This is a genomic window from Larkinella harenae (assembly GCF_054780515.1).
In genome coordinates this window covers 2,251,890-2,278,232 of the sequence record NZ_BAAGWE010000001.1, presented here as the reverse complement: position 1 = coordinate 2,278,232, position 26,343 = coordinate 2,251,890, and the positions used below count along the sequence as shown (strand labels likewise).

At 49.4% G+C, this 26,343-nt stretch carries 26 protein-coding genes; 12 read left to right on the top strand and 14 right to left on the bottom strand.

The window, feature by feature from the left end; all coding sequences use genetic code 11:
* Positions 1-23: 23 nt before the first annotated feature.
* Entirely contained in the window at positions 24-2,669 is a 2,646-nt protein-coding gene (clpB, locus tag ACYVH9_RS09360) for an ATP-dependent chaperone ClpB (protein ID WP_460636043.1), read from the bottom strand.
* A gap of 289 nt (positions 2,670-2,958) precedes the next feature.
* Between clpB and ACYVH9_RS09355 the strand changes: the two genes are divergently transcribed.
* Positions 2,959-3,741: a hypothetical protein gene (locus tag ACYVH9_RS09355; RefSeq protein ID WP_460636042.1), complete on the top strand. Its 783-nt coding sequence runs from the start codon at positions 2,959-2,961 to the stop codon at positions 3,739-3,741.
* A gap of 34 nt (positions 3,742-3,775) precedes the next feature.
* Here ACYVH9_RS09355 and ACYVH9_RS09350 read toward each other — a convergent pair whose 3' ends face one another.
* The 4 genes from ACYVH9_RS09350 to pheS form a co-directional block, all read right to left on the bottom strand.
* Entirely contained in the window at positions 3,776-4,702 is a 927-nt protein-coding gene (locus tag ACYVH9_RS09350; RefSeq protein WP_460636041.1) for a tryptophan-rich sensory protein, read from the bottom strand.
* Between the two features lie 66 nt (positions 4,703-4,768).
* Entirely contained in the window at positions 4,769-5,758 is a 990-nt protein-coding gene (locus ACYVH9_RS09345; RefSeq protein WP_460636040.1) for an SDR family NAD(P)-dependent oxidoreductase, read from the bottom strand.
* 171 nt (positions 5,759-5,929) lie between these two features.
* The gene (locus ACYVH9_RS09340) at positions 5,930-7,213 is read right to left on the bottom strand and encodes a DUF937 domain-containing protein (protein ID WP_460636039.1); all 1,284 of its coding nucleotides are present in this window, start codon (positions 7,211-7,213) and stop codon (positions 5,930-5,932) included.
* A 263-nt stretch (positions 7,214-7,476) separates the two neighbouring features.
* Positions 7,477-8,529, bottom strand: coding sequence for a phenylalanine--tRNA ligase subunit alpha (gene pheS / locus ACYVH9_RS09335; protein ID WP_460636038.1), 1,053 nt, complete (start codon positions 8,527-8,529; stop codon positions 7,477-7,479).
* Between the two features lie 210 nt (positions 8,530-8,739).
* Here pheS and ACYVH9_RS09330 point away from each other — a divergent pair, with 210 nt between their 5' ends.
* Both ACYVH9_RS09330 and ACYVH9_RS09325 read left to right on the top strand, forming a co-directional pair.
* A complete protein-coding gene (locus ACYVH9_RS09330; protein ID WP_460636037.1) occupies positions 8,740-9,165 on the top strand; it encodes a LytR/AlgR family response regulator transcription factor in 426 nt (141 codons plus the stop codon).
* Positions 9,166-9,415: 250 nt separating this feature from the next.
* On the top strand, positions 9,416-9,829 hold the full coding sequence (locus ACYVH9_RS09325; protein WP_460636036.1) for a LytR/AlgR family response regulator transcription factor: 414 nt from the start codon (positions 9,416-9,418) through the stop codon (positions 9,827-9,829).
* A 325-nt stretch (positions 9,830-10,154) separates the two neighbouring features.
* Here ACYVH9_RS09325 and ACYVH9_RS09320 read toward each other — a convergent pair whose 3' ends face one another.
* Positions 10,155-10,847 carry a porin family protein gene (locus tag ACYVH9_RS09320; protein ID WP_460636035.1) on the bottom strand — a complete coding sequence of 231 codons (693 nt, stop codon included), beginning with the start codon at positions 10,845-10,847 and terminating at the stop codon, positions 10,155-10,157.
* A 196-nt stretch (positions 10,848-11,043) separates the two neighbouring features.
* Here ACYVH9_RS09320 and radA point away from each other — a divergent pair, with 196 nt between their 5' ends.
* Positions 11,044-12,417 (top strand): DNA repair protein RadA, encoded by a 1,374-nt coding sequence (gene radA, locus ACYVH9_RS09315; RefSeq protein WP_460636034.1) that lies wholly within the window; start codon positions 11,044-11,046, stop codon positions 12,415-12,417.
* A gap of 99 nt (positions 12,418-12,516) precedes the next feature.
* Positions 12,517-13,356, top strand: a complete 840-nt coding sequence (locus ACYVH9_RS09310) for a sugar phosphate isomerase/epimerase family protein (protein ID WP_460636033.1) — start codon at positions 12,517-12,519, stop codon at positions 13,354-13,356.
* Between the two features lie 62 nt (positions 13,357-13,418).
* Here ACYVH9_RS09310 and ACYVH9_RS09305 read toward each other — a convergent pair whose 3' ends face one another.
* Positions 13,419-13,805: a hypothetical protein gene (locus tag ACYVH9_RS09305; RefSeq protein ID WP_460636032.1), complete on the bottom strand. Its 387-nt coding sequence runs from the start codon at positions 13,803-13,805 to the stop codon at positions 13,419-13,421.
* A gap of 313 nt (positions 13,806-14,118) precedes the next feature.
* Between ACYVH9_RS09305 and pgeF the strand changes: the two genes are divergently transcribed.
* Positions 14,119-14,883, top strand: coding sequence for a peptidoglycan editing factor PgeF (gene pgeF / locus ACYVH9_RS09300; RefSeq protein ID WP_460636031.1), 765 nt, complete (start codon positions 14,119-14,121; stop codon positions 14,881-14,883).
* A gap of 73 nt (positions 14,884-14,956) precedes the next feature.
* Positions 14,957-15,214, top strand: a complete 258-nt coding sequence (locus tag ACYVH9_RS09295; RefSeq protein WP_460636030.1) for a GlsB/YeaQ/YmgE family stress response membrane protein — start codon at positions 14,957-14,959, stop codon at positions 15,212-15,214.
* A 6-nt stretch (positions 15,215-15,220) separates the two neighbouring features.
* Here ACYVH9_RS09295 and ACYVH9_RS09290 read toward each other — a convergent pair whose 3' ends face one another.
* Positions 15,221-15,991 (bottom strand): biotin--[acetyl-CoA-carboxylase] ligase, encoded by a 771-nt coding sequence (locus ACYVH9_RS09290; RefSeq protein ID WP_460636029.1) that lies wholly within the window; start codon positions 15,989-15,991, stop codon positions 15,221-15,223.
* 101 nt (positions 15,992-16,092) lie between these two features.
* On the opposite strand from ACYVH9_RS09290, the gene rsfS reads away from it, so the two are divergent.
* On the top strand, positions 16,093-16,476 hold the full coding sequence (gene rsfS, locus ACYVH9_RS09285; RefSeq protein WP_460636028.1) for a ribosome silencing factor: 384 nt from the start codon (positions 16,093-16,095) through the stop codon (positions 16,474-16,476).
* Between the two features lie 189 nt (positions 16,477-16,665).
* On the top strand, positions 16,666-18,696 hold the full coding sequence (gene ftsH, locus ACYVH9_RS09280) for an ATP-dependent zinc metalloprotease FtsH (protein ID WP_460636027.1): 2,031 nt from the start codon (positions 16,666-16,668) through the stop codon (positions 18,694-18,696).
* 72 nt (positions 18,697-18,768) lie between these two features.
* Here ftsH and ACYVH9_RS09275 read toward each other — a convergent pair whose 3' ends face one another.
* On the bottom strand, positions 18,769-19,539 hold the full coding sequence (locus tag ACYVH9_RS09275) for a hypothetical protein (protein WP_460636026.1): 771 nt from the start codon (positions 19,537-19,539) through the stop codon (positions 18,769-18,771).
* A 113-nt stretch (positions 19,540-19,652) separates the two neighbouring features.
* On the opposite strand from ACYVH9_RS09275, the gene ACYVH9_RS09270 reads away from it, so the two are divergent.
* Complete coding sequence (locus ACYVH9_RS09270) at positions 19,653-20,432, top strand: UDP-2,3-diacylglucosamine diphosphatase (RefSeq protein ID WP_460636025.1); 780 nt, start codon at positions 19,653-19,655, stop codon at positions 20,430-20,432.
* Positions 20,433-20,557: 125 nt separating this feature from the next.
* Here ACYVH9_RS09270 and ACYVH9_RS09265 read toward each other — a convergent pair whose 3' ends face one another.
* Both ACYVH9_RS09265 and ACYVH9_RS09260 read right to left on the bottom strand, forming a co-directional pair.
* Positions 20,558-21,289 carry a carboxypeptidase-like regulatory domain-containing protein gene (locus ACYVH9_RS09265; RefSeq protein ID WP_460636024.1) on the bottom strand — a complete coding sequence of 244 codons (732 nt, stop codon included), beginning with the start codon at positions 21,287-21,289 and terminating at the stop codon, positions 20,558-20,560.
* A gap of 95 nt (positions 21,290-21,384) precedes the next feature.
* Positions 21,385-22,218: a phosphatidate cytidylyltransferase gene (locus ACYVH9_RS09260; protein ID WP_460636023.1), complete on the bottom strand. Its 834-nt coding sequence runs from the start codon at positions 22,216-22,218 to the stop codon at positions 21,385-21,387.
* 167 nt (positions 22,219-22,385) lie between these two features.
* Between ACYVH9_RS09260 and ACYVH9_RS09255 the strand changes: the two genes are divergently transcribed.
* Positions 22,386-22,916 (top strand): hypothetical protein, encoded by a 531-nt coding sequence (locus ACYVH9_RS09255; protein WP_460636022.1) that lies wholly within the window; start codon positions 22,386-22,388, stop codon positions 22,914-22,916.
* A gap of 32 nt (positions 22,917-22,948) precedes the next feature.
* Here ACYVH9_RS09255 and ACYVH9_RS09250 read toward each other — a convergent pair whose 3' ends face one another.
* Together ACYVH9_RS09250 and ACYVH9_RS09245 are read right to left on the bottom strand one after the other, a co-directional pair.
* Positions 22,949-23,158, bottom strand: a complete 210-nt coding sequence (locus ACYVH9_RS09250; RefSeq protein WP_460636021.1) for a DUF2007 domain-containing protein — start codon at positions 23,156-23,158, stop codon at positions 22,949-22,951.
* The gene (locus tag ACYVH9_RS09245) at positions 23,151-24,107 is read right to left on the bottom strand and encodes a lysostaphin resistance A-like protein (protein WP_460636020.1); all 957 of its coding nucleotides are present in this window, start codon (positions 24,105-24,107) and stop codon (positions 23,151-23,153) included. Before ACYVH9_RS09245 ends, ACYVH9_RS09250 begins: the two co-directional genes overlap by 8 nt.
* A gap of 124 nt (positions 24,108-24,231) precedes the next feature.
* On the opposite strand from ACYVH9_RS09245, the gene dusB reads away from it, so the two are divergent.
* Positions 24,232-25,224: a tRNA dihydrouridine synthase DusB gene (gene dusB, locus ACYVH9_RS09240; protein WP_460636019.1), complete on the top strand. Its 993-nt coding sequence runs from the start codon at positions 24,232-24,234 to the stop codon at positions 25,222-25,224.
* A 46-nt stretch (positions 25,225-25,270) separates the two neighbouring features.
* Here the strand turns inward: dusB and ACYVH9_RS09235 are convergent, their stop codons facing one another.
* Positions 25,271-26,185 carry a glycosyltransferase family 2 protein gene (locus ACYVH9_RS09235; protein WP_460636018.1) on the bottom strand — a complete coding sequence of 305 codons (915 nt, stop codon included), beginning with the start codon at positions 26,183-26,185 and terminating at the stop codon, positions 25,271-25,273.
* Between the last annotated feature and the right edge of the window lie 158 nt (positions 26,186-26,343).

The following is a 26,343-nucleotide window of genomic DNA, read 5'->3' as shown; positions in this document are numbered from 1 at the left end:
GGCTTTCTTCGTTGATATTCATTTTAGTCCAGTTCCGGAATCACTTTATCGAGGTTGTAGAAGATGATATCCTCTTTTCCATCCTCGGTTTCGTTCAGCATCATGCCGATGATGGCATTTTTCTGCACCCGACCCGATAGGATCTCTTTCGACAGCGTGTTCAGAATCCGCCGTTGCATCAAGCGTTTCAGCGGACGAGCTCCAAACTGCGGATCGAAACCTTCCCCGGCCAGCTTATCGAGCACTTCCTGATCCGCTTCAATGGTGATTCCCTGCTCCGACAACCGATCCTGAATGTGTTTGAACTGCAGGCTGACAATCTTGCGAATTTCACGTTTGGTCAGCGGCTGGAACATCACCAGTTCATCGATTCGGTTCAGAAATTCGGGGCGCAGCGTCTGTTTCAACAATTCGAATACCTCATCTTTGGTATCGTCGATGACCTGCTCCCGGTTCCAATCCTCCATCTTCGCAAACCGTTCCCGAATGATATGGCTACCGATGTTCGAGGTCATGATAACGATTGTATTCTTGAAGTTTGCCACCCGGCCTTTGCTATCCGTCAACCGCCCGTCGTCCAGCACCTGCAACAGAATGTTAAACACGTCGGGGTGAGCCTTTTCAATCTCATCCAGCAGAACCACGCTGTACGGTTTCCGACGCACGGCCTCCGTCAACTGACCGCCTTCATCGTAACCGACATAGCCCGGAGGAGCTCCAATCAAACGGCTCACGGCGTGACGCTCCTGAAACTCCGACATATCGATCCGGACCAGCGAGTTCTCATCATTGAATAAATAATCGGCCAGGGCCTTCGCCAGCTCGGTTTTACCCACGCCCGTTGTACCCAGGAAAATGAACGATCCAATAGGTCTCTTAGGGTCCTGCATACCGGCGCGGCTCCGGCGCACGGCGTCGGCCACCACCTGAATGGCTTCCTCCTGCCCCGCCACACGTTTGGCCAGTTCGTCTTCCAGATGCAGCAGTTTCTCGCGCTCCGATTCCATCATCCGGCTGACCGGGATGCCCGTCCATTTGGCCACAACTTCGGCAATATCGTCGGCGGTTACTTCTTCCTGCAACAACGATTGTCCATCGCCTTCGTTCTTCACCAGTTCGTCCAGCCGCTGCTGCATCTCGGGCAAACGTCCGTAACGAATTTCGGCTACTTTGCCATATTCTCCGGCACGTTCGGCCTGTTCGGCTTCCGATTTCAGCTGGTCTAGTTGTTCTTTCAGCGTCCGGACCTCATTGACCGATTCTTTCTCAACTTCCCAACGCGCCTTCAGGCTGTTCCGCTGTTCGTTCAGGTCTTCAATCTGGCGGTTCAGGGCACTCTCCTTGTCGCGATCAGCCTCGCGTCGAATGGCTTCCCGTTCAATCTCCAACTGCATGATCCGACGGTTCAGCTCATCCAGCTCTTCGGGCACCGAATCAATTTCAAGCCGCATTTTGGCCGCAGCTTCGTCCATCAGGTCAATGGCTTTATCGGGCAAAAACCGGTCGGAGATGTACCGATTGGACAGTTCAACAGCGGCAATGACCGCATCGTCCTTGATCCGAACGCCGTGGTGCAGCTCGTATTTTTCTTTAATTCCGCGAAGAATTGAAATGGCATCTTTTACATCCGGTTCATCCACCAGTACCGTCTGGAAACGGCGTTCAAGTGCCTTATCTTTTTCAATGTACTTCTGGTATTCATTCAGCGTTGTTGCGCCGATGGCATGGAGTTCGCCACGGGCCAATGCCGGTTTCAGCAGGTTGGCAGCATCCATAGCGCTATCCCCCCCGCCAGCCCCCGCACCAATCAAGGTGTGAATTTCATCAATGAAGAGCACGATTTCTCCTTCGGAGTCCGTCACTTCCTTGATCACTGCTTTCAGGCGTTCTTCAAACTCACCTTTGTATTTGGCACCCGCTATGAGCAACCCCATATCGAGCGATACGATAGTTTTGGATTTCAGGTTTTCGGGGACGTCACCCTGTACGATTCGCTGGGCCAGCCCTTCCACAATAGCCGTTTTTCCGACCCCCGGTTCGCCAATCAGCATCGGGTTGTTTTTGGTCCGACGACTCAGGATTTGCAGTACCCGGCGGATTTCTTCATCCCGGCCAATCACGGGATCAATTTTCCCTTTCTCAGCCAGTTCGTTCAGGTTTTTGCTATACCGCTCGAGCGAACGGTATTTCGCTTCCGCATTTTGATCTTTCACGGGGTTATTGTTTCCACGCAATTCTTTGATGGCTTCTTTCAAAACCTTTTCGGTAAAACCGACATCTTTTAGCAGGTTGGCAACCGAGTCTTTACCACCAGCTAAACCTAAAAGAATCAGCTCAATACTAATGTATTCATCGCCAAACTCTTTCAGCATACCTGTGGCCCGCTGCAAAGCCGCGTTCAGATCATTTCCGAGGTAAATATTAGCAGTTCCCTGCGTTCCGCCCGACACTTTGGGATACGTATTTACAATTGCATCCAAAGCCATCGTCAGTCGGCTCGAGTTAACCCCCGTCTTTTTGGACAAAAAACCCATTGTGTTCGGGTCACCGTCCAGAATGGCTTTCAGCACGTGCCCGGTTTCGACGGTTTGCTGCTGATTGCCCTGCGCTATTTGGGCGGCCTGTTGAATGACCTCCTGCGCTTTAATGGTGTATGAATTTAAGTTCATGGTTGTGGGTTATTCTGTATCTATTTTAATGTTTCTTGTTGTTCGACTCTTGCTTATCCACAAACGACAGACCAGTTGTATTTTCCGGTCATAATGGCCGTATTTCGCTAAAATTGCCGCTAACCCATTGCCATTTTGACCGATAATTTGTGTCTTCGGCTCGCTGCAAAGGCTACTTTCAAGCTATTGCGGCTCATTTTAATTCCGTCTCAAACGAAGTGAGCCAATTTTAGTTATGAATAAACCATCCAATGTGCCATTTTCAAGTTCAATCCACTCTGTTCTGCTCATGAAAGATCGAACAAGGTTTCCTTTTTGGCTGGCGGTTTTGCTGTTACCGGGCTGTGGCGACAACGAAAACAATAAACCGGACCCCGAAGCTGATATTTGTCTGATTAGCGAGGTTCCTGATTTTTATTATGATTCCGGTTCGGCAACGGTCCAGTATAATACTGAGAACCGGGTCTCGGCCATCACCATGTCTTCCTTTAGCCTGTTTTCGTTCACCTACGATGCAACCGGTAAAATCACGAAGTTCTCGGCGGGAACTTCACAAGCTGAAAACCTGGGTGCCGAAGAACATACCGTCACATACGATGAGAGAGGGCGATTGGTACGTATCCAGGCCGGTGCTACTGGACAAATCGTCACCGCTACACCTGATTTTGATGATCAGAACCGTCTTGTTAAGGTAACGGTCACTGACCCAAGAGGAGTGCGTAATTACGTCAAACGCATGGAATATGACGGTGCGAGCAATGTATCAAAAGTGTATTACATGGCCAATAACCAGGCGGAAAGATTACTGGCGGAGTACAAATACGACTCCCAAAATTCACCATTCGCCAATCAACTCGCTTTTCAGCTCATTCCACTTATCTCTTCCCTGACGGACAAGAGTCATTATTTAAGCGTCAATAATCCGATTCAATACAAGGATGCGGGTTACAGCTTCACGGCGGTTTACCGATACACGAACGAGTTGCCCACGGAAGCGTCGCTGCTTCTACAGCGCACGGGCAACCCGGGTGTTACAAACAAGCAAAAGTTATTTAAGTATATCTGCCGCTAAAGGCTGGAACAATCCTTGCCTTCAGCGGCTTCCATTAGATGGATGTATACGAATACGACTCCGTTTCCTGGTTGGGGCTTTCGTCTTCCCACCAGCTCTCATTCGTTTCATCATCAGGCTGAATCTCCTCCATGTCAAGCGTCAGAGATCGGAATTTTCCACGGGGCAGCCATTTCACGAGCACCCCCGCAATCGTAGCCGAGCAAAGGGCAGCCGTGAGTGCAATGGCGTCGTTTTTGCCCTGCTGCTTGGTCGCAATTCCGGCAAAACCGGCTACGAACGGCAGCAAATAATACGGATCATTCAGCCGTCGGGCCACGACATAGGCCGCTCCGGCCGTTGCGCCCAAAACACCAACAAAAACCGGGGTGTCACGTTGTGGATTCGGTTGCCAGAGCCTCAGATTGAACAGTAGATTTGGCGTTCCAACCACCGATGCGGTCGTGAGCCAGCCCGCATACAGGCTGAACGGAATCCGCAGGTACTTTTCCGGAGCCCGAACCCTTGTTTTACCAATCTCTAACTCCCGATGAATCATCAAAGCCACCGGCAAACTTGCTTTGGTTACCAGGTCAGAACCAATCATGCTTTCCATCCGGCTATCGGCAAAAAACCGTCCGAATGCGGCATTTAGCACGTAGCTGAGCGCCAGCCAGGGCATAGCTCGCCGGTATCGTGGATTGCTCACCTGCGCAGGCAACGCCTGGTGAATGGCATACGCTGTGGTTCCCGTGTAAATGGTTGACCAAACAGAGGCAAATGTCCAACCCGCCGGTACAAGGGGATTTTCGTCAAAAACACGACGGTATTCGGGCAGGACATTATCTCTTTCGATTTCGTCCTCTTCCCGCTTTCTTTTGTTCGGCATTTTATCCGACCGGGCGGTGGCCGTTGATGTATAAATAATGCTCCCCACCACCAGCACGGCCGTACCAATACGCCAAAACAATGAATTCTTCATAATGATCTGACTGATTTCATGAAAGATACGAAAAGCCGCCCGAAGGCGGCTTTTTATTCGCAAGTATTAATTCAGGGATAACGAATCCAGCAGGGAGTTTCCGGCGGATTTTGCCTGGTGACGAAGTGAGGTTGTGGTTCTGTTTCCATTTCGGTTCAGGCCGCCCAATGCCCACAACAGGGTGGTTGCGGCCACAACTCCGACGGCGATGGCGGTGACCAGTAGGGCTGGCTCGGGCGATTCTTGTTCTGAGTTGGGCGATGCGGGCCGCTCCATCTGTTTTCGCATTGTTCCGGCCAGGAAATCGTCCGGCACTAAATTGGACACGGCCACTTGGGCTTTGTTCATGAAACCGGAAACCACTTTTTCCTTCCCCCTCATGAGCGCATCGTAGCCATCCCGGGCCACTTTGGCCGGATCGGTTTGTTGGGCCATTTGGTGCGCCCGCGTACCTTCCGCACCGGCCTTGGTAAAAAAGTCGGTTTTGGTAGCGCCGGGCAATAAGGCTGTCACCGTTACATTGGTGTTTTTCAGTTCATTTTGCACTGCTTCGGTGAATGACAGAATAAATGCTTTGGTAGCGCCGTAAACAGCCATGAGCGGATTGGGCATAACCGATGCAATAGACGCTAGCATCAGGATTTTACCTTCATTGCGCTCTACCATGTCTTTCAGGAAAAGTTTGGTCAGGTGTACCAGAGCCGTGGCGTTGACCTGGATGATGGTCAGTTCTTTTTGCAGATCAGATTCGTTGGCAAACAGGCCGTATTCGCCCATCCCGGCGTTGTTGACCAGTACATCAACCCGAATCCCTTGGCGTCTGGTTTCATCGTAGATTTCTGTCGGTGCTTTCGGATCAATGAGATCTTTGGCGATGGCGGTTGCTTTAATGCCAAATTGCTGCTCATACTCTTCGGCAATTTGAGCAAGGCTGTCGCTGTTACGCGCTACCAGCACTAGATTATACCCATCTTTTGCAAACAAATTTGCCAGCTCGCGACCAATGCCGCTTGTTGCTCCGGTAACCAAAGCCGTCTTTTCCGTTTGTGCTTCCATGCCGTCTTTGTTAGTTAGTCGTTGAAATGACAGGTAAAAGCCCTGCTTGTCTGCTAACAACCGGAAATGGGAGATGTTGGAAAAAATTTCTTTGTGGCCTAACAACGCAGCGCGTTGAGAATGATAAGGCGGCCTTATCATTCTCAACGCGCTGCGTTCATTCGTATCGGCTTACTTTACAACGACCTTAACGTCGATCTGTTTCAATCGCGGCTTGCCAACGGCGGTCGAATCTCCGGGTTTAATACCAGTACCGAGACCGATGGCATCAACACGAATGTAGTTAATTCCCGATTTGATAAGGTGATTTTTTATGGCCACTACCCGGTTGATGGACAGCGCCCTATTGCCCATTGGAGGCACAGCGTCATTCGCGTATCCAACCAGCCGAATTTGGGTAGTGGGGTTATTCTTCATCAAAGTCACCAATTCCTCCACCGTAGCGGTTCCAGCTGGTTTAAGCCGATCCGTACCCGGCTCGAAATCCAGCGACGGTATTCTGAAACTCTTTCCCGCCGGAGCCTGCGCATTGGTTAAGTAGGCGGCTAAGGCTGTGGTTGATACCACTCCCGTAGTGCCGGGCAGAGCGGCTTTTCCTGCCGAATCCGTTCGGGAAACCGTGGCTAATTGCCGCCTGGCTGAATCAGAAGAAGATACGGCCGTTGAATCCACAAACTCGGTCGACAACACTTGTTCTTCGTTCGCCGATGAATACGATTGGGTGTTGTTCCAGATGTAATAACCCGCGCCAGCCAATGCGACCACTACCAACGTTCCAATCCCCCATTTGACCAGCGAGCCATTGCCCTCGTCTTCTGGTTCTGTAGCAAACCGTTGATGCCGTTCCGGCACAGGGGCACGTTCGGCAAAACCCGTTCGCTTGGCGGGTGTAACGCCCACTGCCAATAACTGCTGAATGTTTAATCCTTCGGCAATGCGGTCCAGCAACCGCTCGGGAGTCAGTTCAACGAGATGATCACGCTGTTCAGCCAGCATAGTGGCCAGGCTATCGGCATCCAGTTTTTTTTCGCCGACCAAGCGGTTCAATGTTCCCAACACCAAGGGTGTTACCAACCCCAGCAACGTAATGGCTGCCGAGTTTTTGATATTGGCATACCCGGATATGGCCAGCCCGATGGCGCTTTTCATGGCAGGAAGCAAATGACTGATGCTGTTGCTTCCCATTTCAGCCAGCCGATTCGTTTGCTCAGAATCGCGGAGCAGTTCCGGAAACGACGCCACCAAATTACCATCAAACTTCCCCTTCTGAACTGAACTATATAGTTGATTCACCCCGATTTCCGTGGTCGTCCGTTTCATCAAACCGGCCACTACCGTATGAACAAGCCCTTCGAGGGCAATCCGGGTTTTCTCCGGACTTTCGTCCACATAATAGGCCGCGCGTGAAACCACTACATCGGTTAAGCTCTCTTTCAGTTCGACTAATAAATTCATAAACACACTATTGCATGGAACTAAACATCAACACGTAAACCACATCCGCAAACACGAAGCTGACGAATACAATATGAATGATAAAGTTAGACAAAAAAAGGAAGTAAGACGTGAGAAGTCTAAATCAGGCTAAAATTTTAGACAAATAAAAGAAGAGAAAAGGAAAGAAGTGAGCGAAGAGCAACAAATTGAGGAAAGAAATTGGTTGCCGTCAACAATCGACGTTTTCTTTCGCCGATTGCTTTTCACTCACTCCTATTATATTACGCTCCCTGAAACTGCCGGAGAAACCGAACGTCGTTTTCGGTATAAAGCCGTAAATCATTCACCCCATAGCGCAGCTGCGTGATCCGTTCGACGCCCATCCCGAATGCATAACCGGTGTATTTCTCCGGATCGACTCCGCAATTGAGTAAGACGTTAGGATCAACCATGCCCGAACCGGCGATTTCAACCCATCCGCTGTATTTACAGATATTACACCCCTTGCCATGACAAATCTGGCAGGAAATATCAATTTCGGCACTGGGTTCGGTAAACGGGAAATAAGACGGCCGAAAGCGGATTTTTACGTCTTTGGCAAACATCTCTTTCACGAAATGATAAAGCGTATCCTTCAAATCTTTAAACCCGACGTTTTTATCCACGTACAACCCCTCAACCTGGTGGAACATGCAGTGAGCACGGGCCGAAATAGCTTCATTGCGGTAAACACGCCCCGGCATAATCGCCCGGATCGGCCGAAATTCCGTATTGTTGCGCTGATGTTCCATCAAACGGATTTGCACATTCGATGTATGCGTCCGCAGGAGCTGATCGGCGGGGGCGCCTTCGCTTTGTTTAGCAACGAAGAACGTATCCTGCATATCGCGCGCCGGATGGTTGGCCGGGAAATTGAGCGCTCCAAAGTTATACCAATCGGATTCGATCTCGGGACCATCGGCCACGCTAAACCCAATCCGTTCAAAAACCCGGATAATCTGTTGGCGGACAATATTGAGCGGGTGCAGCGTGCCGTATTGGGCGGGCACCACGGGCAATGTCAGGTCGACGGGCGCTTCCACAGCCTCGGCCACGCTATTTTCCAGCGATACACTGGACTCTTTAAACCGCTGCTGGGCAAAATCTTTCAACTGATTTAGCTCCTGCCCCACCGCCCGGCGGTTTTCCTGCGGCACTTGTTTCAGTTGCTCGAACAGTTCGGTGATGACTCCTTTTCGGCCAATATACCGAAGCCGAAACTGCTCCAACTGATCTTTCGATTGAATCTGGCTTTGTTCAATCTCCTGATGTATCTCTTTGACTTTATCCAGCATACGTGTTGTATCCAATTGATGCAAAGATAACCAAAATTCTGTGCCTCGTTAAAGCTGTTGTAAACCTACTTCCACAATCTCCCGGTACGGTTGTTGGGCACGGTATTGACAACAGGTGACTTGGGGAATCGGCTAAAAAAAACGCCAGATCGAAGATAACCTGTTCATAATCAATCGTGTCCATTGTTACACTCTCTTACTCAATCTACTATGGAATCCATCCTGAAGGAAAACATTTTCGACCAAGTGTCCACAAAATTCCCCAAAAGTGTGGAAAAAAAGTCCACCTCCTCAATTGCCCAGAAGTTACTCATTCCCTTTTATGACCGGAAACGTACCATCTCTTTGGAAGAAATTGTTCGGTTAGAAGGCTCCGGTAATTACACGAATTTTTTCCTGAAAGATGGCACCCGCATGTTAGTATCGCGTACCTTGAAAGAATACGAAGAATTGTTGGAAGGCGAAGCATTTGTGCGCGTCCACAAATCCTGCATCGTTAATTTGGGATACGTGCGTCGGTTTTATGTGAAGAAAGAAGGCGAATTGGAATTGAATGATGGTCAACAAGTAAAAATCTCGCGTCGGCGGGCCCAAAACTTTGTCGACCGTATTCGAAATTTCACTCCCCAACAGTAACTGTTTTTATTCCGTAGTTGACGTGAAGTTTACGTGAGCTTTCAATACGTAGAAATACGTAATCGGTCAAGGAGATATACGGAAAGTATTTTTGCAAAATCACCATAAAGGCTTGATATATAGCCGTTTAACGAACACGTTAGACCACTATATGTCAAGCCTTCTTTCTTAGCGAACGGCGAATTGGAGTAGTTTTGTCATGTCAGTAACAACAACAACATTCCATTAAAACTCTAATCGCATAATCGCTATGGAAACGCTAGCATATCCTTCTACTTCAACCTTACAACCACTGTTTCCCCGGACGCACCAGCGTAACGCAAACCGCATTGCCTTGCCTTACCTGAACCGCAACATCATGATCTCGGTTGATGACGTGGTTAGTCTGCACGGAGAAGGAAACTACACGTTCATCACGACACGCGATAAAAAACGCTATCTGGTTTCGAAAACCCTGAAAGCGTTTGAACATATGCTGGATCAGTCGATGTTCCTTCGGATTCACAAATCGACCATTATCAACCTGGCTTACGTTCAATTCAATGTTTTTGCGACAGAGCGCATCGTTCGCTTGACTGACGGTCAGGAGGTAACAATCTCACGGCGCCGAATGAAAGAAATCAGCCAACGGCTAAATTTCTTCATGCAGTCGCTTTTCAACTAAATTATTACTACTTATACGGTTTATTTTGGGTTAGTTGAGCAGAACAGCCGTTGTCGGCTCCCACCGGGACATGACAACGGCATGTTTTTTTACCACCTCTCGGTTTTTTGGCCGCCTGTCTGCATACGCTGCCCGGATGTGGTCAATTATAAGGTATAGGGCTTTCTGCGTTCTTACTGCCGTTACCGTATTCAAGCTCCTGGAAACGTCCAGTTTCTGGTTGATCGCGAATAAATACCACCTGCGCAACGGCTTCATAAAAAAAGCTCCAGCTTTCATTCTTTGAAAACCGGAGCTTGAAATGGTATAATTCCTAGAGACTCTTCTAAAACAAACGCATGGCCAGCGTTACCTGCCATGATTTTAGGCGCTGACTGAATCGCTCCGACCCGGAATCAGTTCCAAGATTAACCGCCGAGATATCTGACAACCCACCCTCCCGGCGGACATCGATACCAAAACGACCCAGGTCCAGCCCCACCCCGAGCTGATACCCATAGGTGGCCTGCGCCAGAGCGTTGTTCAAGCTACCAGAAGTGTAATCCTGCAGGGCTTCGCGCAGGTTCTGATCGTCGCTGATGCGAAACGAAACAATAGGACCGGCCACCACCCGAATTGGTCCACCTTTTAATCCCAGCAGAATGGGTACATCAAAATTGGTCGTCCGGATCGAAACCGTCTCTGAGGTAGGCTGTCCGTTTATATCCCGAACAATCTCAAATGATCCGCCCTTCGACGACACCAGCAATTCGGGCTGGATGTAGATGTTTTTCCCGAAACGCGTATAGATACCGTAGGCCCAACCCGTTTTGCTGTCAAAACTTTCTTTCAGGTTATCCCGAACAACCTGGCCGCTGACATTTACCTGAGGAGTTCCATTGGCGTTCAATCGGGTGGTTACAAAATCACCCATGGAAAATTTCGAAAGGTTCACCCCTCCTTTGATACCGATGCTGAATTGGGCAAACGTTAGGGATGGCAGGATCATAACCATACCCAAAAACAGGATTTTTTTCATTTGAAGAGATGTTTGAGTGAATAACGAGAATGATGGCAAATGTGCTATGCCATACCCGTTTTTTTTAGTATATTGTTACTTTACGAGCGCATCGCGTTCTTTGCAGAAGCGCATTTTGAGGATGACACGCAACGAACCGTTTTCCCCTATTTGTCACAGCACCCTGCTTAGAAGCATACATGTAACCAAAGGTTTAATGGCTAAAACAAAAACAACTTTTTTCTGTCAGAATTGTGGTACGCAGGCACCCAAATGGCTGGGACGATGCCCAGGTTGTGGCGAGTGGAATACCTTCGTAGAAGAGGTTCTTACCAAAGAAGAACCGACACCTGGTAACTGGCGACCTGCGACATCGACGAAAACTGCCCCAAAGCCCAAAGCGATCCACGCTATTAATTACGAAGAACAGGAGCGTGTCCTGACACCCGATGCCGAACTCAACCGGGTGCTGGGCGGTGGGATTGTTCCAGGGTCACTGGTATTGATCGGCGGAGAACCGGGCATCGGCAAGTCTACCCTGCTTCTGCAAATTGCCCTCGGGCTGAACGACACACGGGTGCTGTATGTATCGGGTGAGGAGAGTGAACAGCAGATTAAAATGCGAGCCGAGCGGCTTCCGACGCCCGTGAGCGACTGCTACATCATGACTGAAACATCCACGCAGAATATTTTCCGGACCGTCGAGCATTTTGAGCCCGAAATTCTGATTATCGATTCCATTCAGACGATGCACTCATCACTGGTCGAATCGGGTGCGGGGAGTGTCTCACAGGTTCGTGAATGTACGGCGGAGTTCATGAAATACGCCAAGGAGAGCGGTGTTCCGGTTTTTCTCGTTGGCCACATCACCAAAGAAGGATCGCTGGCCGGTCCCAAAGTTCTGGAACACATGGTGGATACGGTTTTGACGTTCGAGGGCGACCGGCACACGACCTACCGGATTCTGCGCACCACCAAGAACCGTTTCGGCAGCACCTCCGAGTTGGGAATTTACGAGATGCAGGGCACCGGTTTACGGCAGGTTAACAACCCGTCGGAGATCCTGATTTCGCAGCGCGAAGAAGCCCTGAGCGGTGTTGCCATTGGCTCTATGATGGAGGGGAATCGGCCACTATTAATTGAGATTCAGGCACTAGTGAGCGTAACTAATTACGGAACTCCCCAACGCAGCAGTACTGGTTTTGACGCCAAACGCCTACAAATGCTGCTCGCCGTGCTCGAGAAACGCGGTGGTTTTCGACTGGGTCAGCAGGACGTTTTTCTAAACGTTGCCGGGGGGCTGAAAGTGGAGGATCCAGCCATTGACCTATCCGTCTGCGCGGCTGTTGTTTCCAGTTACGAAGATATTGCCATTCCGACTTCCGTGGCCTTCGCGGCTGAGGTGGGGTTGGGTGGTGAGGTCAGAGCTGTTAACCGGATCGAATCGCGGATTTCGGAAGCCGAAAAGCTCGGTTTCAAGCAAATCTTTATTTCCAAATACAACATGAAAGGCCTGGATACCAGCAATTTCAAAATCAAAATCCGCCCCGTGAGCAAGCTCGACGAAGTTTTTCAGGGCGTTTTGATGTAATGGGGCAAATAAAATCCCATTACATCCCTGCATTTGTATAATTTCCGCCGAGTTTTTTACATTTGCCCGTATCTCTTTAAATTCTTTTCAATGAAACGCATGAAAAATCTTTTGCTGGCGGTCGGTTTCCTGGCTTTCAGCACCGTTGTATCCCTGGCCCAAAAAAATCCAGAAGACAAAGCTGGATGGAAACTGGGTGCCCAATCCTACTCCTTTCGCTTGTTTACCTTCGCCGAGGCCCTTCGTAAAATTGATAGCTGCGGGCTGAAATACGTGGAGGCTTTCCCGGGTCAAACACTCGGTGGCGGTCTGGAAGGTAAAATGGATTATAAAATGGATGCAGCAACCCGCCAGGCCGTCAAAAAAATGGTGAAAGACAAAGGATTGACGCTGGTTGCGTTTGGCGTTACCAATGTGGCGACTGAGGCCGAGTGGAAAGCCATGATGGAATTCGCCAAAGATATGGGCATCACCAACATCAATACAGAACCCAAAGTAGAGCAAATCCCGTACATCGCCCGGCTAGCCGACGAATACAAAATCAATGTAGCCTTGCATAATCACCCGAAACCGTCGCACTACTGGCACCCGGACTCAGTGCTGTCGGTAATTGGCACCAGTAAATACCTGGGGGCCTGCGCCGACATCGGCCACTGGGTACGCTCCGGCCTGGACCCGGTCGATTGCCTGAAAAAACTTCAGGGACACATTGTGGGTATGCACTTCAAAGATGTAAAGAAAGACTCGCCCGATGGCAAATACCACGATGTGATCTGGGGAACCGGTGACTGCAAAGTTGACGCGGTCATTGCCGAACTCAAACGGCAAAAATTCAAAGGTCCCATTTCGGTCGAATACGAACACCACTGGGAAAACAACGGCCCCGAAATTGCCGAAAGCGTAAAATACTTCCGAAGCGCTTACAGCAAGATTCGCTAATGCAAAAGAACCCCAATCGCAGGATTGGGGTTCTTTTTTTCTGGTGTGGAAATGCCGGATTATCAGCGCACTCTTACGGTACGCTCAGCCTGAACCGGTTTCTTGGTTTGCAGATTGACTTCTTTCTCAATTTTGGAAGAACCGTCACTGACTACAATCTTGTACGTTCCGTCTTGCAACTCGCTCATATCGAAGCGCGTGCGGGTAACCGTTTCACTCTTGTTCAGTCGGTGAGTAGCCAGAATTAAGCCTTTGCTATCCAGCAGCAGAACATCAAGCGCAGCTCCTTTTTCTTTACTAATCATTACATTTACTTTGGCTTCTTCCAGCGAAGGATACAGCCCAACCTGATACGAATCCGCCTTTTTTTCGTTATCGGTATTAGCAAATGTGGGCGTTGACGTGCTTACCGCCAATGCTACCAGTACGGACGAAATGAATGTGTTCATGGTGTGTGTTTACTGTGTTCTGATTTGTTGTTGTGTGTTGGTCAGATTGACGATTCAAATATAGAGGTCTTTGCCAATACCGTTCGAAACATAGTACGCCAGCGGTTGTAGCCTGTATCCGAACGGCTTGTAGCCCGGATGAGTAATTAAACGGCAAACAGCATCCAATAGATCATAAACAACAGATTATCAGCACCTTTCCTTAATTCAAATTTTATACTATCGCCGTTTTTGTTGAACTATTTTCTATCCCTGGCAAAGAACCCGAAATTATAGACCGACGAAACTGGAATTTACCAAATAAAATTTTGCAATGATTTTAACAGAAGTATCGTACCGCACACCAACGGTTTTTACCGCTTTCCCCGAACTCATTGCCACCGAAAGCACGCGCCACGGCGGGGTAAGTCCCCAGCCTTTCGCTTCGCTCAATGTAGGCATCAACACCACTGATCAACCCGAAAACGTTCAGAAAAACCGCCAACGGTTTTTCTCCAGCCTGGGCATCCATCCCGATGAGGTTACGTCTGCGTATCAGGTGCACGGTGATCGTATTCTGGCTGTTACTCAACCGGGGCACTTTGAAGGATACGACGCGCTAATGACCAACCAGCCCAACCAGTTTCTAACAGTTACCGTAGCCGACTGTACGCCCATTCTGATTTACGATGCTCACCAAAAAGCCGTTGCCGCGATTCACGCGGGCTGGCGCGGCACGGTCGCCCGAATCGTTGAAAAAACCGTTCAGGCTATGCGCGAACAATTTGGCAGCCAGCCATCGGCCTGTTTTGCTTACGTAGGAACCTGCATTGACCAGTGCTCTTTTGAAGTGGGCACCGAGGTAGCCGAACAGTTCGACGTTCCCTTTAAACAGTGGAACGCCGATTCGAAGAAGTATTGCATTGACTTAAAAGCTGCCAATATGGCTCAACTGGAAACTGCGGGAATTCCGGCCAATCAGACCGAAATGTCACCTTACTCAACGGTTTTGCACAATCGCGATTACTTCTCTTACCGAGCTGAGCATGGCAATACGGGCCGCATGCTGGCCTTGATCGGTTTTCGCCGAGACAAATAACGCCTTAATAGTCTATTTATCAGAACCCAAACAAATCCCATCCTACTGGGTTTTACTCCTAAAAAACGAAGTCATGGAACTCTTAATGACGATTTTGGTAGGAGCTATTGCTGGTTGGCTGGCCGACATTGTTTTCAAACGCTTCTCGTTCTCCCTCTTTGTGGAGATTCTGCTGGGTATTGCCGGTGCCTTCGTTGGCGGCTGGCTTTTTGGAAATACCTTTGCCACGGGCGCGGGTGGCCTGCTCGACCGCATCTTGACGGCTTTTGTGGGAGCTGTCATCATCCTGGGCATTGCCGCCCTGATCAAAGGATCGCGCAAAACCACCTGAGTTTTTTCAGGAATTGATCACAAACTCAACTTCCTTGAAAGCAAAACTTCTTAATTTATCACCAACCTGAACAGCCAAACGACCATTCTCCTCAACGCCAACGATGGTACCCCGAAACCGCTGTCCATCCGCTACAAATTCGCTTTCTTCCTGATAGCGGAATAAACGCTGCAAGTAATTCGTTTTCAATGTGTCACGTTGTCCGGTTCTGAGGGCCAGATAACGGCGTTCCAGAAATTCAAATAAGGCAGGAAAAAGATCAGAGAGAACAAAATCCTGGTCATTTGGTGTTTCATTGATAAGGGAGGTAGCAGTGGGGATTTGAAAACGAATTTGGTTAACATTCAATCCAATCCCAACAATCGACCAGGCGATGGTATATCCGTAAAGCGTATTTTCTATCAGGATCCCACCAATCTTACGTTCCTGAACATAAAGGTCGTTCGGCCATTTGATTTTGAGCCGATCACCAATGTAGGATTCGAGCCAATCTGTGATGCCTAGCGAAATGGCAATATTGAGCCAGAACTGTTCGCTGGCTTGCAGGAAAGAAGGTTGCAGGATAACCGAAAAGGTCATGTTCTGCCCCGGCTGGGCTTCCCACTGATTGCCGCGTTGGCCCCGACCCGCCGTTTGGTTGCCGGTAATGACGACGGTCCCATCCAGTGCCGTATCGGTCGCAATTAATTCAGCGGCAACATCGTTAGTTGACTGACAAGTTGGCAGATAATTAATTTTTTGGCCAAGAAAAAGCGTTTTGGGTCGAAACTTGTACAAATTTTTAATACTTTTAGTTGGATGAATGTCGATATTATGGTACGAAATATAGTTTTAGTTGGTACCCGCTGATGTCAGACTTTGCAATTTAAACCAGTAGCATGAGAATAAATAAAACGAAAGAATTATCATCCGAAGAATTGTGCAAACTCGTTGTTAAGGGAATGCAGGAAAAGAAGGCCGTTGACATCGTGGTCATGGATCTTCGCAACGTCAAAAACGCCATTTCTGATTACTTTGTCATTTGCTCCGGGAACTCCGATACGCAAATCGACGCCATCGCCGATTCGGTGGAAGAAGAAGTGTATAAAGCCAGCGAGAGCAATCCCTGGCACGAAGAGGGTAAAATGAATCGGGAGTGGATCCTGCTTGATTATGTGGATGTTGTCGTTCATATTTTTAAGAAAGACCGCCGGGTTTTTTACGACCTTGAGCAACTTTGGGGGGATGCCGAAATCCACGTCGTGGAGGAAACGTTTGCCTGATTATCAAAACGGAAACGGGCCTAAGTAGCCTTCTGACCCGGACGCTGGCCTTTGAACGAGTGTTTATCCGCTCCTACAACCACCTACCCCGGTAACTCTCCGTTTATCGAATCTCAAAACCAATAGAAACAATCCATTCATAATTGGTGTTTCCTTTTTTGTCTATTAAGCCGTAATTCTGTTGCAAAAATGCCTGATAACAATAGAAATCCACTTTCACCCAGAACTCCCCGTCGGCCCAACTTCCAGGGCTGGATTGTAGCGATCCTGATTGCAGCGATCCTCGGGATAACTTTTTTCAACCGCAGCAGTGCCGTTCGTGAGACGACCATCCGCGGTTTTGAAAAAATGGTTAAGAACAAGGAAGTTGAGAAGGTTGTCATTGTAAACAATGAAGTTGTAGAAGTAACCCTGACTCAACAGGCACTGCAACAAAAATACCGGACTCAATTTCAGGATAAATCGTATTTCAACTCTGAATCCGGCCCCCATTTCAGTTTCCGGGTGTCGTCGGCCGAATCGTTTAAAAAAGACCTCGACCGCATTCAGGAAGGAATACCTGATAATGAAAAGATCGATTATAAGATCGAACAACGAAGCGATTGGAGCGGTTTTCTGTCGACTTGGGGCTTTTTTATCATTATGATTCTGGCCATGTATTTTCTGCTCGGCCGCATGTCGGGTGGTGCTGGTCCGGGCGGACAGATCTTCAACATTGGAAAATCGAAAGCCGCTCTTTTTGACGCTGAAAACCGGGTTAAGATTACGTTTAACGACGTCGCTGGTCTGGACGAAGCCAAGGAAGAAATCAAAGAGATTGTCGATTACCTGAAAAACCCGACCAAGTTTACCAAGCTTGGAGCCAAAATCCCGAAAGGTGCGCTCCTCGTAGGCCCTCCAGGTACGGGTAAAACGTTGTTGGCCAAAGCAGTAGCAGGCGAAGCGGGCGTTCCATTCTTTTCGCTGTCGGGTTCTGATTTCGTTGAAATGTTCGTCGGTGTTGGTGCAGCCCGGGTTCGCGACTTATTCAAACAAGCGAAAGAAAAGGCACCCTGTATCATCTTTATTGATGAGATCGATGCCGTGGGTCGCTCGCGCGGTCGGGGATCTATGCCTGGTGCCAACGACGAACGGGAAAATACGCTGAACTCGCTGCTGGTTGAAATGGACGGTTTTGCGACCGACTCGGGTATCATCATCCTGGCGGCCACCAACCGCCCCGATGTTCTGGATTCTGCCCTGCTGCGTCCTGGCCGTTTCGACCGCCAGATCAGCATCGACAAACCGGATATCGTTGGTCGGGAAGCTATCTTCCGGGTGCACCTGAAACCCATCAAGCTGGATACCGATGTTGATCCGAAAGAATTAGCGACCCAAACTCCGGGCTTTGCCGGTGCCGATATCGCCAACGTTTGTAACGAAGCGGCTCTTATTGCCGCGCGTCGCAACAAAGAATCGGTGGATATGCAGGATTTCCAGTACGCTATGGACCGGGTAATTGGCGGTTTGGAAAAGAAAAACAAGCTCATTTCTCCGGAAGAAAAAGAGATTGTGGCTTACCACGAAGCAGGTCACGCCGTTACTGGGTGGTTCCTCGAACACGCTGATCCGCTCGTCAAAGTAACCATTGTACCGCGGGGTGTAGCCGCTCTGGGCTATGCCCAATATCTGCCGCGTGAGCAGTATCTGTACCGTACAGAACAACTGTTCGACGAAATGTGCATGACACTGGGTGGCCGGGCCGCTGAAGAAAATGTGTTCGGTAAAATCTCAACCGGTGCCTTGAGTGATCTGGAACGGATTACGAAGTTGGCCTACAGCATGGTAACCATGTACGGGATGAACGATAAAATTGGTAATGTCTCGTTTTACGATTCAAAACAGACGGAATACCAGTTTAACAAACCATATTCTGAAGCTACGGCAGAAGCCATTGATGAAGAAGTTCGTAAGATCATTGAAGAAGCTTACAAACGTACGAGAGACCTGCTGGAGCAGAACCGGGCGGGTCTGGAAGCGGTAGCCAAAGAATTGCTCGAAAAAGAAATTCTGTTCCAGAAAGACCTGGTTCGGATTCTGGGCAAACGTCCTTTTTTGAAAGAAACGACTTATCAGGCTTATAAAAACAGTGGTGAAGTGGTTGGCGAAGAGATTGGAACGGAAAGTAAACCGGAACAAACCAAGCCGCTGCCAACGCCGGATCTGCCAGCGTTGTCCTGATTTTCGCAACTTGTTCTATACAAAAAAGCCGACATTAAGTCGGCTTTTTTGTTGTACTTCTAGTTTTGCCCGTTAACGGAACCGATAGCCTGTCACGTCGAATGAGTGATTGGTAGGACCAAAATAAACCAGTTTCAAGGTGCTGGTGGCTGGTTTACCGTTTACTTTCTCCGAATAGTACTCCTTTTTGGATTGAACCAGCAATTCGTTCGGCCCCAGTGAGGAGGAGAAGTTAATGCTGTGCGCATCCGGCAATTTGGCTTCCAGCGCGATTTCGTTGAAAAGATACAGCGGGTACGAATTGAAAGGTACCTCGGCTACCCAAAGCCACTCGGTATCGCTGCGCCCCAGGCTCGCCCTGTACTCTGTAGCAGTCAAACCATACTGGCTACCCTCCCGACCCGTGGGACGGTACCGCTGACGAAATCGATTTTGGCATACATCGGCCCGGTTTGCGGTGTAGTAGGATTTACCCACATTATACCGCATGATAACTTTGCCTTCGTATTTATCAGCTACGTAGACCCGATAACTTCCATCGGGCTGACCGGTGACAAACGTATACCCCCCAACTACCCCCGGAAAACTCAAATTAGCCAACTTACGGTCAAAGCCAAATTGACCGGTTCTGGAGTTTAAAAGTATCTGATAACGCACCACCGAACCATTGTAATCCGTTTGTTCGTATACCAGCACCCGGTCAAAAACCAACTTTTCAACGGCTTCCGGCCGTTTTTTTGTGACCATCGCCAGCTCTGTCTGCGCCCACACCGGCTGCCCACCTCGTTCCGACAACCCAAAAAATCCTAACAAACCCACCAAGGCAATAAACCGTTTTTTCATACCATCTCTGCGTACAAGTTATTGAATTACCCTTTCTTCCTTTAAGAATGCAATATCCGAGTTTCGGAGGTAAAGAAGCAATATATTACCTTTGTATTCTTGAAAAAAGATTCATGCTTCCTATTGATCAGCTAACACTTTCTCCTAACCGAGCCATTTATTTTGCTTCTGATTTTCATCTGGGATCTCCTACTCCCACGGCCAGCCGCGAACGGGAACACCGGATTATTCGCTGGCTCGAAACCGTGCGAGCCGATGCCGACGCCATTTTTCTGGTGGGCGACATTTTTGATTTCTGGTTTGAATATAGCCACGTTATTCCCAAAGGTTTCAGCCGGCTGCAAGGGAAAATGGCAGAGTTGGCCGACAGCGGATTAAAAATTATTCTCTTCTCGGGAAATCACGATATGTGGATGGCCGATTATTTTACGGAAGAAATGGGAATTCCGGTTTACCGAAAACCCCGCACCTACGAAATTGGTAGCAAACGGTTTTTGGTTGGCCACGGCGACGGTTTGGGCCCTGGCGATCACAGCTACAAACGGCTCAAAATGCTGTTCGAGAACAAGCTGGCTCGCCGGATGTTTCGCTGGCTTCATCCCGACATAGGCGTCTGGTTTGGAAATACCTGGTCACATAATCGGAAGATTTCCAACCGGCACAAAATGGAAGAATTCAGGGGAGATGATCAGGAGTGGATCCTGCATTATTGCAAAGAAGTCGAAGCCCGTCAGCACCATGATTATTACATCTTCGGCCACCGACACCTGCCACTGGAACTGAACGTAGCCCCAAACAGCCGCTATATTAACCTCGGCGAATGGATTAATTATAATACCTACGCCCGGTTTGACGGACAAACGACGCAGTTGCTAACCTTCGAAGGAAAATAAGCTTTATGGACGTACAGTGACGAGGCACAGTTGCTGGCGCGTTCCTTTTGCGAGCGCGAAACTCAACAAGCCATCGGTACCTTGTCAGGCAGGAACGGAATTCAGCTGCCGGGGGGCGAAATCCGTTAATTATTTTTGAGAATATCCTGCCGGGACAGCCCTTCCGGTGGCGTAGCATTAAGCTCCTGCCGAAACTCCTTCTTTTTCAACTCACCGTTTTTAACGGATTTAATGAAGTTGGCCCAGGCAAACGGGTTCAGGAATGGAATGGTCGTCATCTGGCTGCGCGCCGTCATTGACTCTCGCCCAAACCACTGCTGATTGAGATAATACCGGTAATTGGCAGCCGCACTCATTGGCGTCATAGCGGCCAATCGCTGCATGGCCTCGGCACTGGTATTTCGGGCCAGGTTTTCGCGCTCTTTTTCGTCCGGCAGCTTTAAGTTCACAAAAGCCTGTTTGAATAACTCTTCTGTCGGATACGGATAGACTTTTACTTCCGTCAGCATCTGTACATCTTCCTGCATGGCTACCACCGCCGAATACGATGCTTCGGTCAGTCGGCGCGGGATGATGTGGTATTGTTTCTTGAAACCGACGTAGCTGAACACCACACTATCGCCGGGCAGAACCGGAATGGCAAAGTAACCTACTGTGTTGGACAACACTCCCCGGCCAGCTCTCGGAATCGAAATGTAGGCTTCCGGCAGTGGTTCCGACGTTTTGCCTGCCGTAATAATACCGGTAAACATGATCAGCTTCTCCTGCCCTTGTGCCGATGCCGTCTGGGCAAATGCCAGCGCCATTCCGGACGCCATCGCCAACACGGTTATGATCTTTATGATTGAATGCTTCATGACTCTCTTCTTAAAACGTTCGTCTGAAAAACGTATTGCGCTGACTTGTTGCTGCTTATCCGCCATTTTGTCAGGAGCAAATCCGTCTTCCGGCCCTACGCAAATAGTTTCAAAAATGTAATTATAAACGGAGCTGCCAGCAATAAACCGTCGAAACGATCCAGAAAACCGCCATGCCCCGGAATCATCGAGCCGGAATCTTTGATAGCAATGCTACGCTTGAATAACGACTCGACCAGATCGCCGTAGGTTCCGGTCACGACAATGATTGCGCCCACGCAATACCACTCCCACGGCCGTAAATCATCGACAAAAATAGTCAGAATAAAAGCAATAACAGCCGCAGCCATCGCCCCACCGACAGCACCCTCCCAGGATTTTTTGGGTGATACCCGTTCGAAGAGCTTTCGACGGCCGAATTTAGTACCGGCAAAATAAGCACCGATGTCACTCGCCCACAGCATAACCAGACACCCCAGCATCAGGCCCGGATGGTAGGTACCACCCCGCAACGCCAGCACATTCAGCAATGCAAACGGCACAGCCACATAAACCAGTCCCAGGAACGTGAACCCGATGTTGGTAAAGGGTTTTAGATCCTGCTTTTTATACAGCTTGATCAGAAAAATCATCGAAGCCGCCGGACAGATCAAAAAATAACCTTCGTAATTAACCACCTGTTTTTCAACTAAGTAAGTCAGAAGGCAAATTAAACACCCGACGGCAGTACCATAGTAGGTAAGCGGCTGATTGCCGTCCAAACCGAGCAGTTTATAAAACTCCAGTTGCGTCAGAGCGCTGATTATACAGAATAACAAGGCAAACGTCCAGTCACTGTACCAAATACCAAATAAGATAATGATGACACCAAACGTAGCAGTAATGACACGCTGCTGCAGGTTCGTCATCTGATTTAAACGTTCTTTCATGCAAAACGGTTACGACAATTCAGGGTAGTTGTTCCGGCGAAAATAACAAATTACGAACAGCACATTCATAAATTGGTTTCTCTTTCCGTCGATTTTTAACTTTATTTACAGATCGTAATTAGTAGAGTTCTATTTGATAGCATTCTACTCACCGCTCTCTATCTTGTATGATTCTAGTATTGCTTGGCCTGCTTCTTCAGTTCACCGGAACCAGTCAACAATCGGAAAACGATCTGCGTGCGCTCCGCTGGGGCATGACCCGCAAGCAGGTCCAGACCATTGAACAATCGACTCCTTACCGGACCACTGATTCGACGCTTCAATACCGCCAGCGCTGGTTCTACGATTTCCCGGCTTCCGTGAAATTTGCCTTTGTGAAAGATCAGCTGGCGGGCGTGCTGTATATTTTTACCAATCGCCACGTTCGCGCCCAACAACATTGGGATGACTACCAGGCCGTGGTCAGAATTTTATCCGAACGCTACGGAACACCGTCTGGTGATTACTGGTCCTGGAATTATCCGTTGTACAAAGACCGTCCTGAACGTTACGGTGATGCGGTTCTGCTGAGTCACCTGAGTCGGTCGAGTGTTTGGGAAACCGAACGCACAGTCATCACCCTGGAAATGTCGGGCAAACCCAAAGACGGCATTTATACGGTGATTTCGTACGCGAAGAAGAATAACTCGGAAAAATAAGGACAGGTTCGGCACTCCGCGTAAAGTCCGCATCAGTACTCCAGATCGGCTGAAATTAGATGAATGCGGGCCAGGTCGGCATCCTCAGCCTGCACATAGACCTCACAATTTCCCAAGAGATAATTACTATCTTTCTTATTGACAACAACAGCATTGATAGCGTGTTCGGCTAACAGCACTTTGGCCAGTTCGGCGCGGTGAATGGCAGGTGTCACCAGTACTTTCTCCCACTGATCAGACATACGGCTGGGACGGCGATTGATTCGATTTTCGAAAAAAAACTAAAAAACCAATCGTTAAAAGTAATGAAATTACCGCACCGGTCAAAGGAACCGATTCCGTATTTTCAATGTCGATTGAAATCATCTTGCGGTGGTACAACCACGCCATCAGCACTGTAAAACCGTTGTTCACGGCATGAGCCAGAATGGGAACCCATAGATTACCGGACCAGGCATAGAGGTAGCCAAAGAGGGCGCCCAGCAAGGCTCTCGGCACAAATCCATAAAACTGAACGTGAATAGCGCTGAAGATCAGGGCGGCCAGCCAGATCGCTACGTGAGCGTTTCCCGTCCACTGCGCCAGCTTCCGCTGCAAAAGCCCCCGAAACAACACTTCCTCCCCAATTCCCGGAAGGATGGCAATTACCACAATGGCGATGGCCAGATCCAGCGGAGACGTAAAATTCGTCAGGAACATTGTCAGCTCGGACATTTGATCTTCCTTCTGCCGCATCCACTCCTCCAGCCCCCGCAGTGCTTCCGGCAATTCCAGTTGCTGATTCCACTCAATAATCAAGCCGTTGAATGGCATAAACGCAATGGTCAGCAACGCCACCAACCCCACCGACTGCACTGCCGACAGCGGACGGCTGTTGAAGTCAGACCAACCCCGGTGCTCGATCCAGCGCAGGTATAACAGCCCCGGTAACAAAAACGTACAGACGTGGCTGATGGCCTGAATCATCATCAGCAAATGCCAGCTGCCCGGGTAATCCGCCGGATTTGTCAGGAGATCAGTTATGTCGCTGATGCGCTGGCTTCCACTACTGGCCGCCCATCCCGCCAGAACAAATCCCGCCAGCAACCCACCCAGCGACATGCCCAATAGCACAAACCCCAGCAGAACCAGCAGGCCACGAAACGGATGCAACGGATTGGATGGCGGAGAAGTAACGCGGAAGTCTTCCATAATTGATGTAAATTTACGGTCAAAGTGACCACTTTTCTGAACGTTGGCCGGATTTTTATCCAAATTTTGATCATCCTGACCAACGCATCCCGAACGTCTTTAAAAACTGTGTTGTTAGCGGTATATGGTTAAAATTGGAACAATCGAACTGGGTACGTTTCCGTTGTTACTGGCACCGATGGAAGATGTAAGCGATCCGCCGTTTCGAGCGGTTTGCAAGGCCAACGGGGCTGATTTGATGTATACGGAGTTTATTTCGTCGGAAGGACTGATTCGAGACGCGGCCAAAAGCGTTCAGAAACTGGATATTTTTGAATACGAACGGCCAATTGGCATTCAACTTTTCGGGTCGGATATCGAAACCATGCGGTCGTGTACTGAAATTGCAACGCGTGTCAATCCGGACCTGATCGATATCAACTACGGTTGTCCGGTCAAAAATGTGGCCTGTCGTGGTGCCGGAGCGGCTTTATTGCAGGACATTCCGAAAATGGTCAAAATGACCGAAGCCGTGGTGAAAGCCACGCACCTGCCCGTTACCGTCAAAACCCGTCTGGGCTGGGATGATACAACAAAAAACATTCTCGAAGTGGCCGAGCGGCTACAAGATATCGGGATTCAGGCTTTAACAGTGCACGGCCGGACGCGGGTTCAGATGTACAAGGGCGAAGCCGACTGGACGTTGATTGGCCGCATCAAGGAGAACCCCCGCACCACCATTCCCATTTTTGGCAATGGCGATATCGATAGTCCTGAAAAAGCGCTGGCGTACAAAAACCGTTACGGGGTCGATGGAATCATGATTGGCCGGGCCAGCATTGGTTACCCCTGGATTTTCAACGAAATTAAGCATTATCTCCGCACAGGGACCCATTTACCCGCCCCAACCATTGCCGATCGGGTGGCGGTTTGCAAACAGCATCTGGAATTTTCCATCCGCTGGAAAGGAGAAAAAACCGGCATCTTTGAGATGCGTCGGCATTATACCAACTATTTCAAAGGGCTGGACAATTTCAAACCGTTCCGGATGCGGCTCGTTCTGGCCGATACGTTCGCGGAAATCACCGAAATTCTGAACGAAATTACGGATACCTACGAACTGGCGATACTCGCGTAAGTCATTAAAACCGCCTTTCAGCCTCCCGGCCTGCGCGTTCAATGGCTTACGGTTTCGGTTCGCCCTGGCGGTATCGCAGGCTCTCGCGGCCGGGAGCACCCCGCAGAATAAACCAGGCTAAGTGGGCAAAATGGCGGCTTTTGAACGACTTCCGACCGACCTTAATGAGGTAGAGAAGTTGCAGCAACAATTGCTTGGGCAGGCTCTCGTACTTGCGGAAATAGTAGAACAACGAAATATAGTATTCTTTGTCGATCAACAGGTTCCGTTTGGTACTCCCACCACTCACGTGCCGAAACCGTACGTCTGGAACGAGCATCGTTTCCCATCCGGCGGCCTGAAGGCGTCGGCACAAGTCTTCCTCTTCGCAATAGAGAAAATAAGCCGGATCAAAACCGCCAGCCTGCCAGAACGCCGTGGCCCGCACAAACATGGCGCTGCCCGTCACAACCGGTACCGACACAGGTTGTTGGTACGTTTTGCGCCGGGATGGATACGCCGTAGGATTGAACCAGCGCATGATGCCGTGCCCCAGCAACTTCTCACTCAATGTCGGATAGTAGTTAAAAGAAGGTTCATGGGCATCCGACCGGTCCACGGTCTGCGCCGTGCAGCTACCCACCGTAGACTGCTCTTCCATGAAGGCGTACAGCCGCCCGCACACATCATCGAGCAGTTGGCAATCGTTATTCAGGAAGAAAAAATACGTTGACGAAGGGTCCACAAACTGCAGGCCCAGCATATGTCCGCCCGAAAACCCAAGATTGATCCGACTGCGGACCAGTTTCAAAGAAGGCTCGCCCGCCAAACCGCGTAACTGCTCACCATCAGCCGGTTGAGAGCCATTATCGACCACGATGATTTCATAGTCGGAAAGCGTTGTCTGTTTTCGGATGGAAGCTACACACTCCAGTGTATACCCACTGGAATTATAATTCAGAATAATGATTGATACGTTCATACCCACGTAAAGGCCGACACCGAATGGCAGGGCGGGGCAAATATCGGAAAACAAACCCAGCATCCGTCTACATCGGACCAATCTGCCCAATACCGCTGACCTACTAGCAGGCAAGACCGTCGGCAACAAGTAGTTGCCAGAACAACTTTTTAGCCAGC

What these genes read in the sequence shown, in the direction of transcription:
- clpB (WP_460636043.1), bottom strand. Translation starts at nt 2,669, where the DNA reads ATGAACTTAAATTCATACACCATTAAAGCGCAGGAGGTCATTCAACAG.
- ACYVH9_RS09355 (WP_460636042.1), top strand. Translation starts at nt 2,959, where the DNA reads ATGAAAGATCGAACAAGGTTTCCTTTTTGGCTGGCGGTTTTGCTGTTA.
- ACYVH9_RS09350 (WP_460636041.1), bottom strand. Translation starts at nt 4,702, where the DNA reads ATGAAGAATTCATTGTTTTGGCGTATTGGTACGGCCGTGCTGGTGGTG.
- ACYVH9_RS09345 (WP_460636040.1), bottom strand. Translation starts at nt 5,758, where the DNA reads ATGGAAGCACAAACGGAAAAGACGGCTTTGGTTACCGGAGCAACAAGC.
- ACYVH9_RS09340 (WP_460636039.1), bottom strand. Translation starts at nt 7,213, where the DNA reads ATGAATTTATTAGTCGAACTGAAAGAGAGCTTAACCGATGTAGTGGTT.
- pheS (WP_460636038.1), bottom strand. Translation starts at nt 8,529, where the DNA reads ATGCTGGATAAAGTCAAAGAGATACATCAGGAGATTGAACAAAGCCAG.
- ACYVH9_RS09330 (WP_460636037.1), top strand. Translation starts at nt 8,740, where the DNA reads ATGGAATCCATCCTGAAGGAAAACATTTTCGACCAAGTGTCCACAAAA.
- ACYVH9_RS09325 (WP_460636036.1), top strand. Translation starts at nt 9,416, where the DNA reads ATGGAAACGCTAGCATATCCTTCTACTTCAACCTTACAACCACTGTTT.
- ACYVH9_RS09320 (WP_460636035.1), bottom strand. Translation starts at nt 10,847, where the DNA reads ATGAAAAAAATCCTGTTTTTGGGTATGGTTATGATCCTGCCATCCCTA.
- radA (WP_460636034.1), top strand. Translation starts at nt 11,044, where the DNA reads ATGGCTAAAACAAAAACAACTTTTTTCTGTCAGAATTGTGGTACGCAG.
- ACYVH9_RS09310 (WP_460636033.1), top strand. Translation starts at nt 12,517, where the DNA reads ATGAAAAATCTTTTGCTGGCGGTCGGTTTCCTGGCTTTCAGCACCGTT.
- ACYVH9_RS09305 (WP_460636032.1), bottom strand. Translation starts at nt 13,805, where the DNA reads ATGAACACATTCATTTCGTCCGTACTGGTAGCATTGGCGGTAAGCACG.
- pgeF (WP_460636031.1), top strand. Translation starts at nt 14,119, where the DNA reads ATGATTTTAACAGAAGTATCGTACCGCACACCAACGGTTTTTACCGCT.
- ACYVH9_RS09295 (WP_460636030.1), top strand. Translation starts at nt 14,957, where the DNA reads ATGGAACTCTTAATGACGATTTTGGTAGGAGCTATTGCTGGTTGGCTG.
- rsfS (WP_460636028.1), top strand. Translation starts at nt 16,093, where the DNA reads ATGAGAATAAATAAAACGAAAGAATTATCATCCGAAGAATTGTGCAAA.
- ftsH (WP_460636027.1), top strand. Translation starts at nt 16,666, where the DNA reads ATGCCTGATAACAATAGAAATCCACTTTCACCCAGAACTCCCCGTCGG.
- ACYVH9_RS09275 (WP_460636026.1), bottom strand. Translation starts at nt 19,539, where the DNA reads ATGAAAAAACGGTTTATTGCCTTGGTGGGTTTGTTAGGATTTTTTGGG.
- ACYVH9_RS09270 (WP_460636025.1), top strand. Translation starts at nt 19,653, where the DNA reads ATGCTTCCTATTGATCAGCTAACACTTTCTCCTAACCGAGCCATTTAT.
- ACYVH9_RS09265 (WP_460636024.1), bottom strand. Translation starts at nt 21,289, where the DNA reads ATGAAGCATTCAATCATAAAGATCATAACCGTGTTGGCGATGGCGTCC.
- ACYVH9_RS09260 (WP_460636023.1), bottom strand. Translation starts at nt 22,218, where the DNA reads ATGAAAGAACGTTTAAATCAGATGACGAACCTGCAGCAGCGTGTCATT.
- ACYVH9_RS09255 (WP_460636022.1), top strand. Translation starts at nt 22,386, where the DNA reads ATGATTCTAGTATTGCTTGGCCTGCTTCTTCAGTTCACCGGAACCAGT.
- ACYVH9_RS09250 (WP_460636021.1), bottom strand. Translation starts at nt 23,158, where the DNA reads ATGTCTGATCAGTGGGAGAAAGTACTGGTGACACCTGCCATTCACCGC.
- ACYVH9_RS09245 (WP_460636020.1), bottom strand. Translation starts at nt 24,107, where the DNA reads ATGGAAGACTTCCGCGTTACTTCTCCGCCATCCAATCCGTTGCATCCG.
- dusB (WP_460636019.1), top strand. Translation starts at nt 24,232, where the DNA reads ATGGTTAAAATTGGAACAATCGAACTGGGTACGTTTCCGTTGTTACTG.
- ACYVH9_RS09235 (WP_460636018.1), bottom strand. Translation starts at nt 26,185, where the DNA reads ATGAACGTATCAATCATTATTCTGAATTATAATTCCAGTGGGTATACA.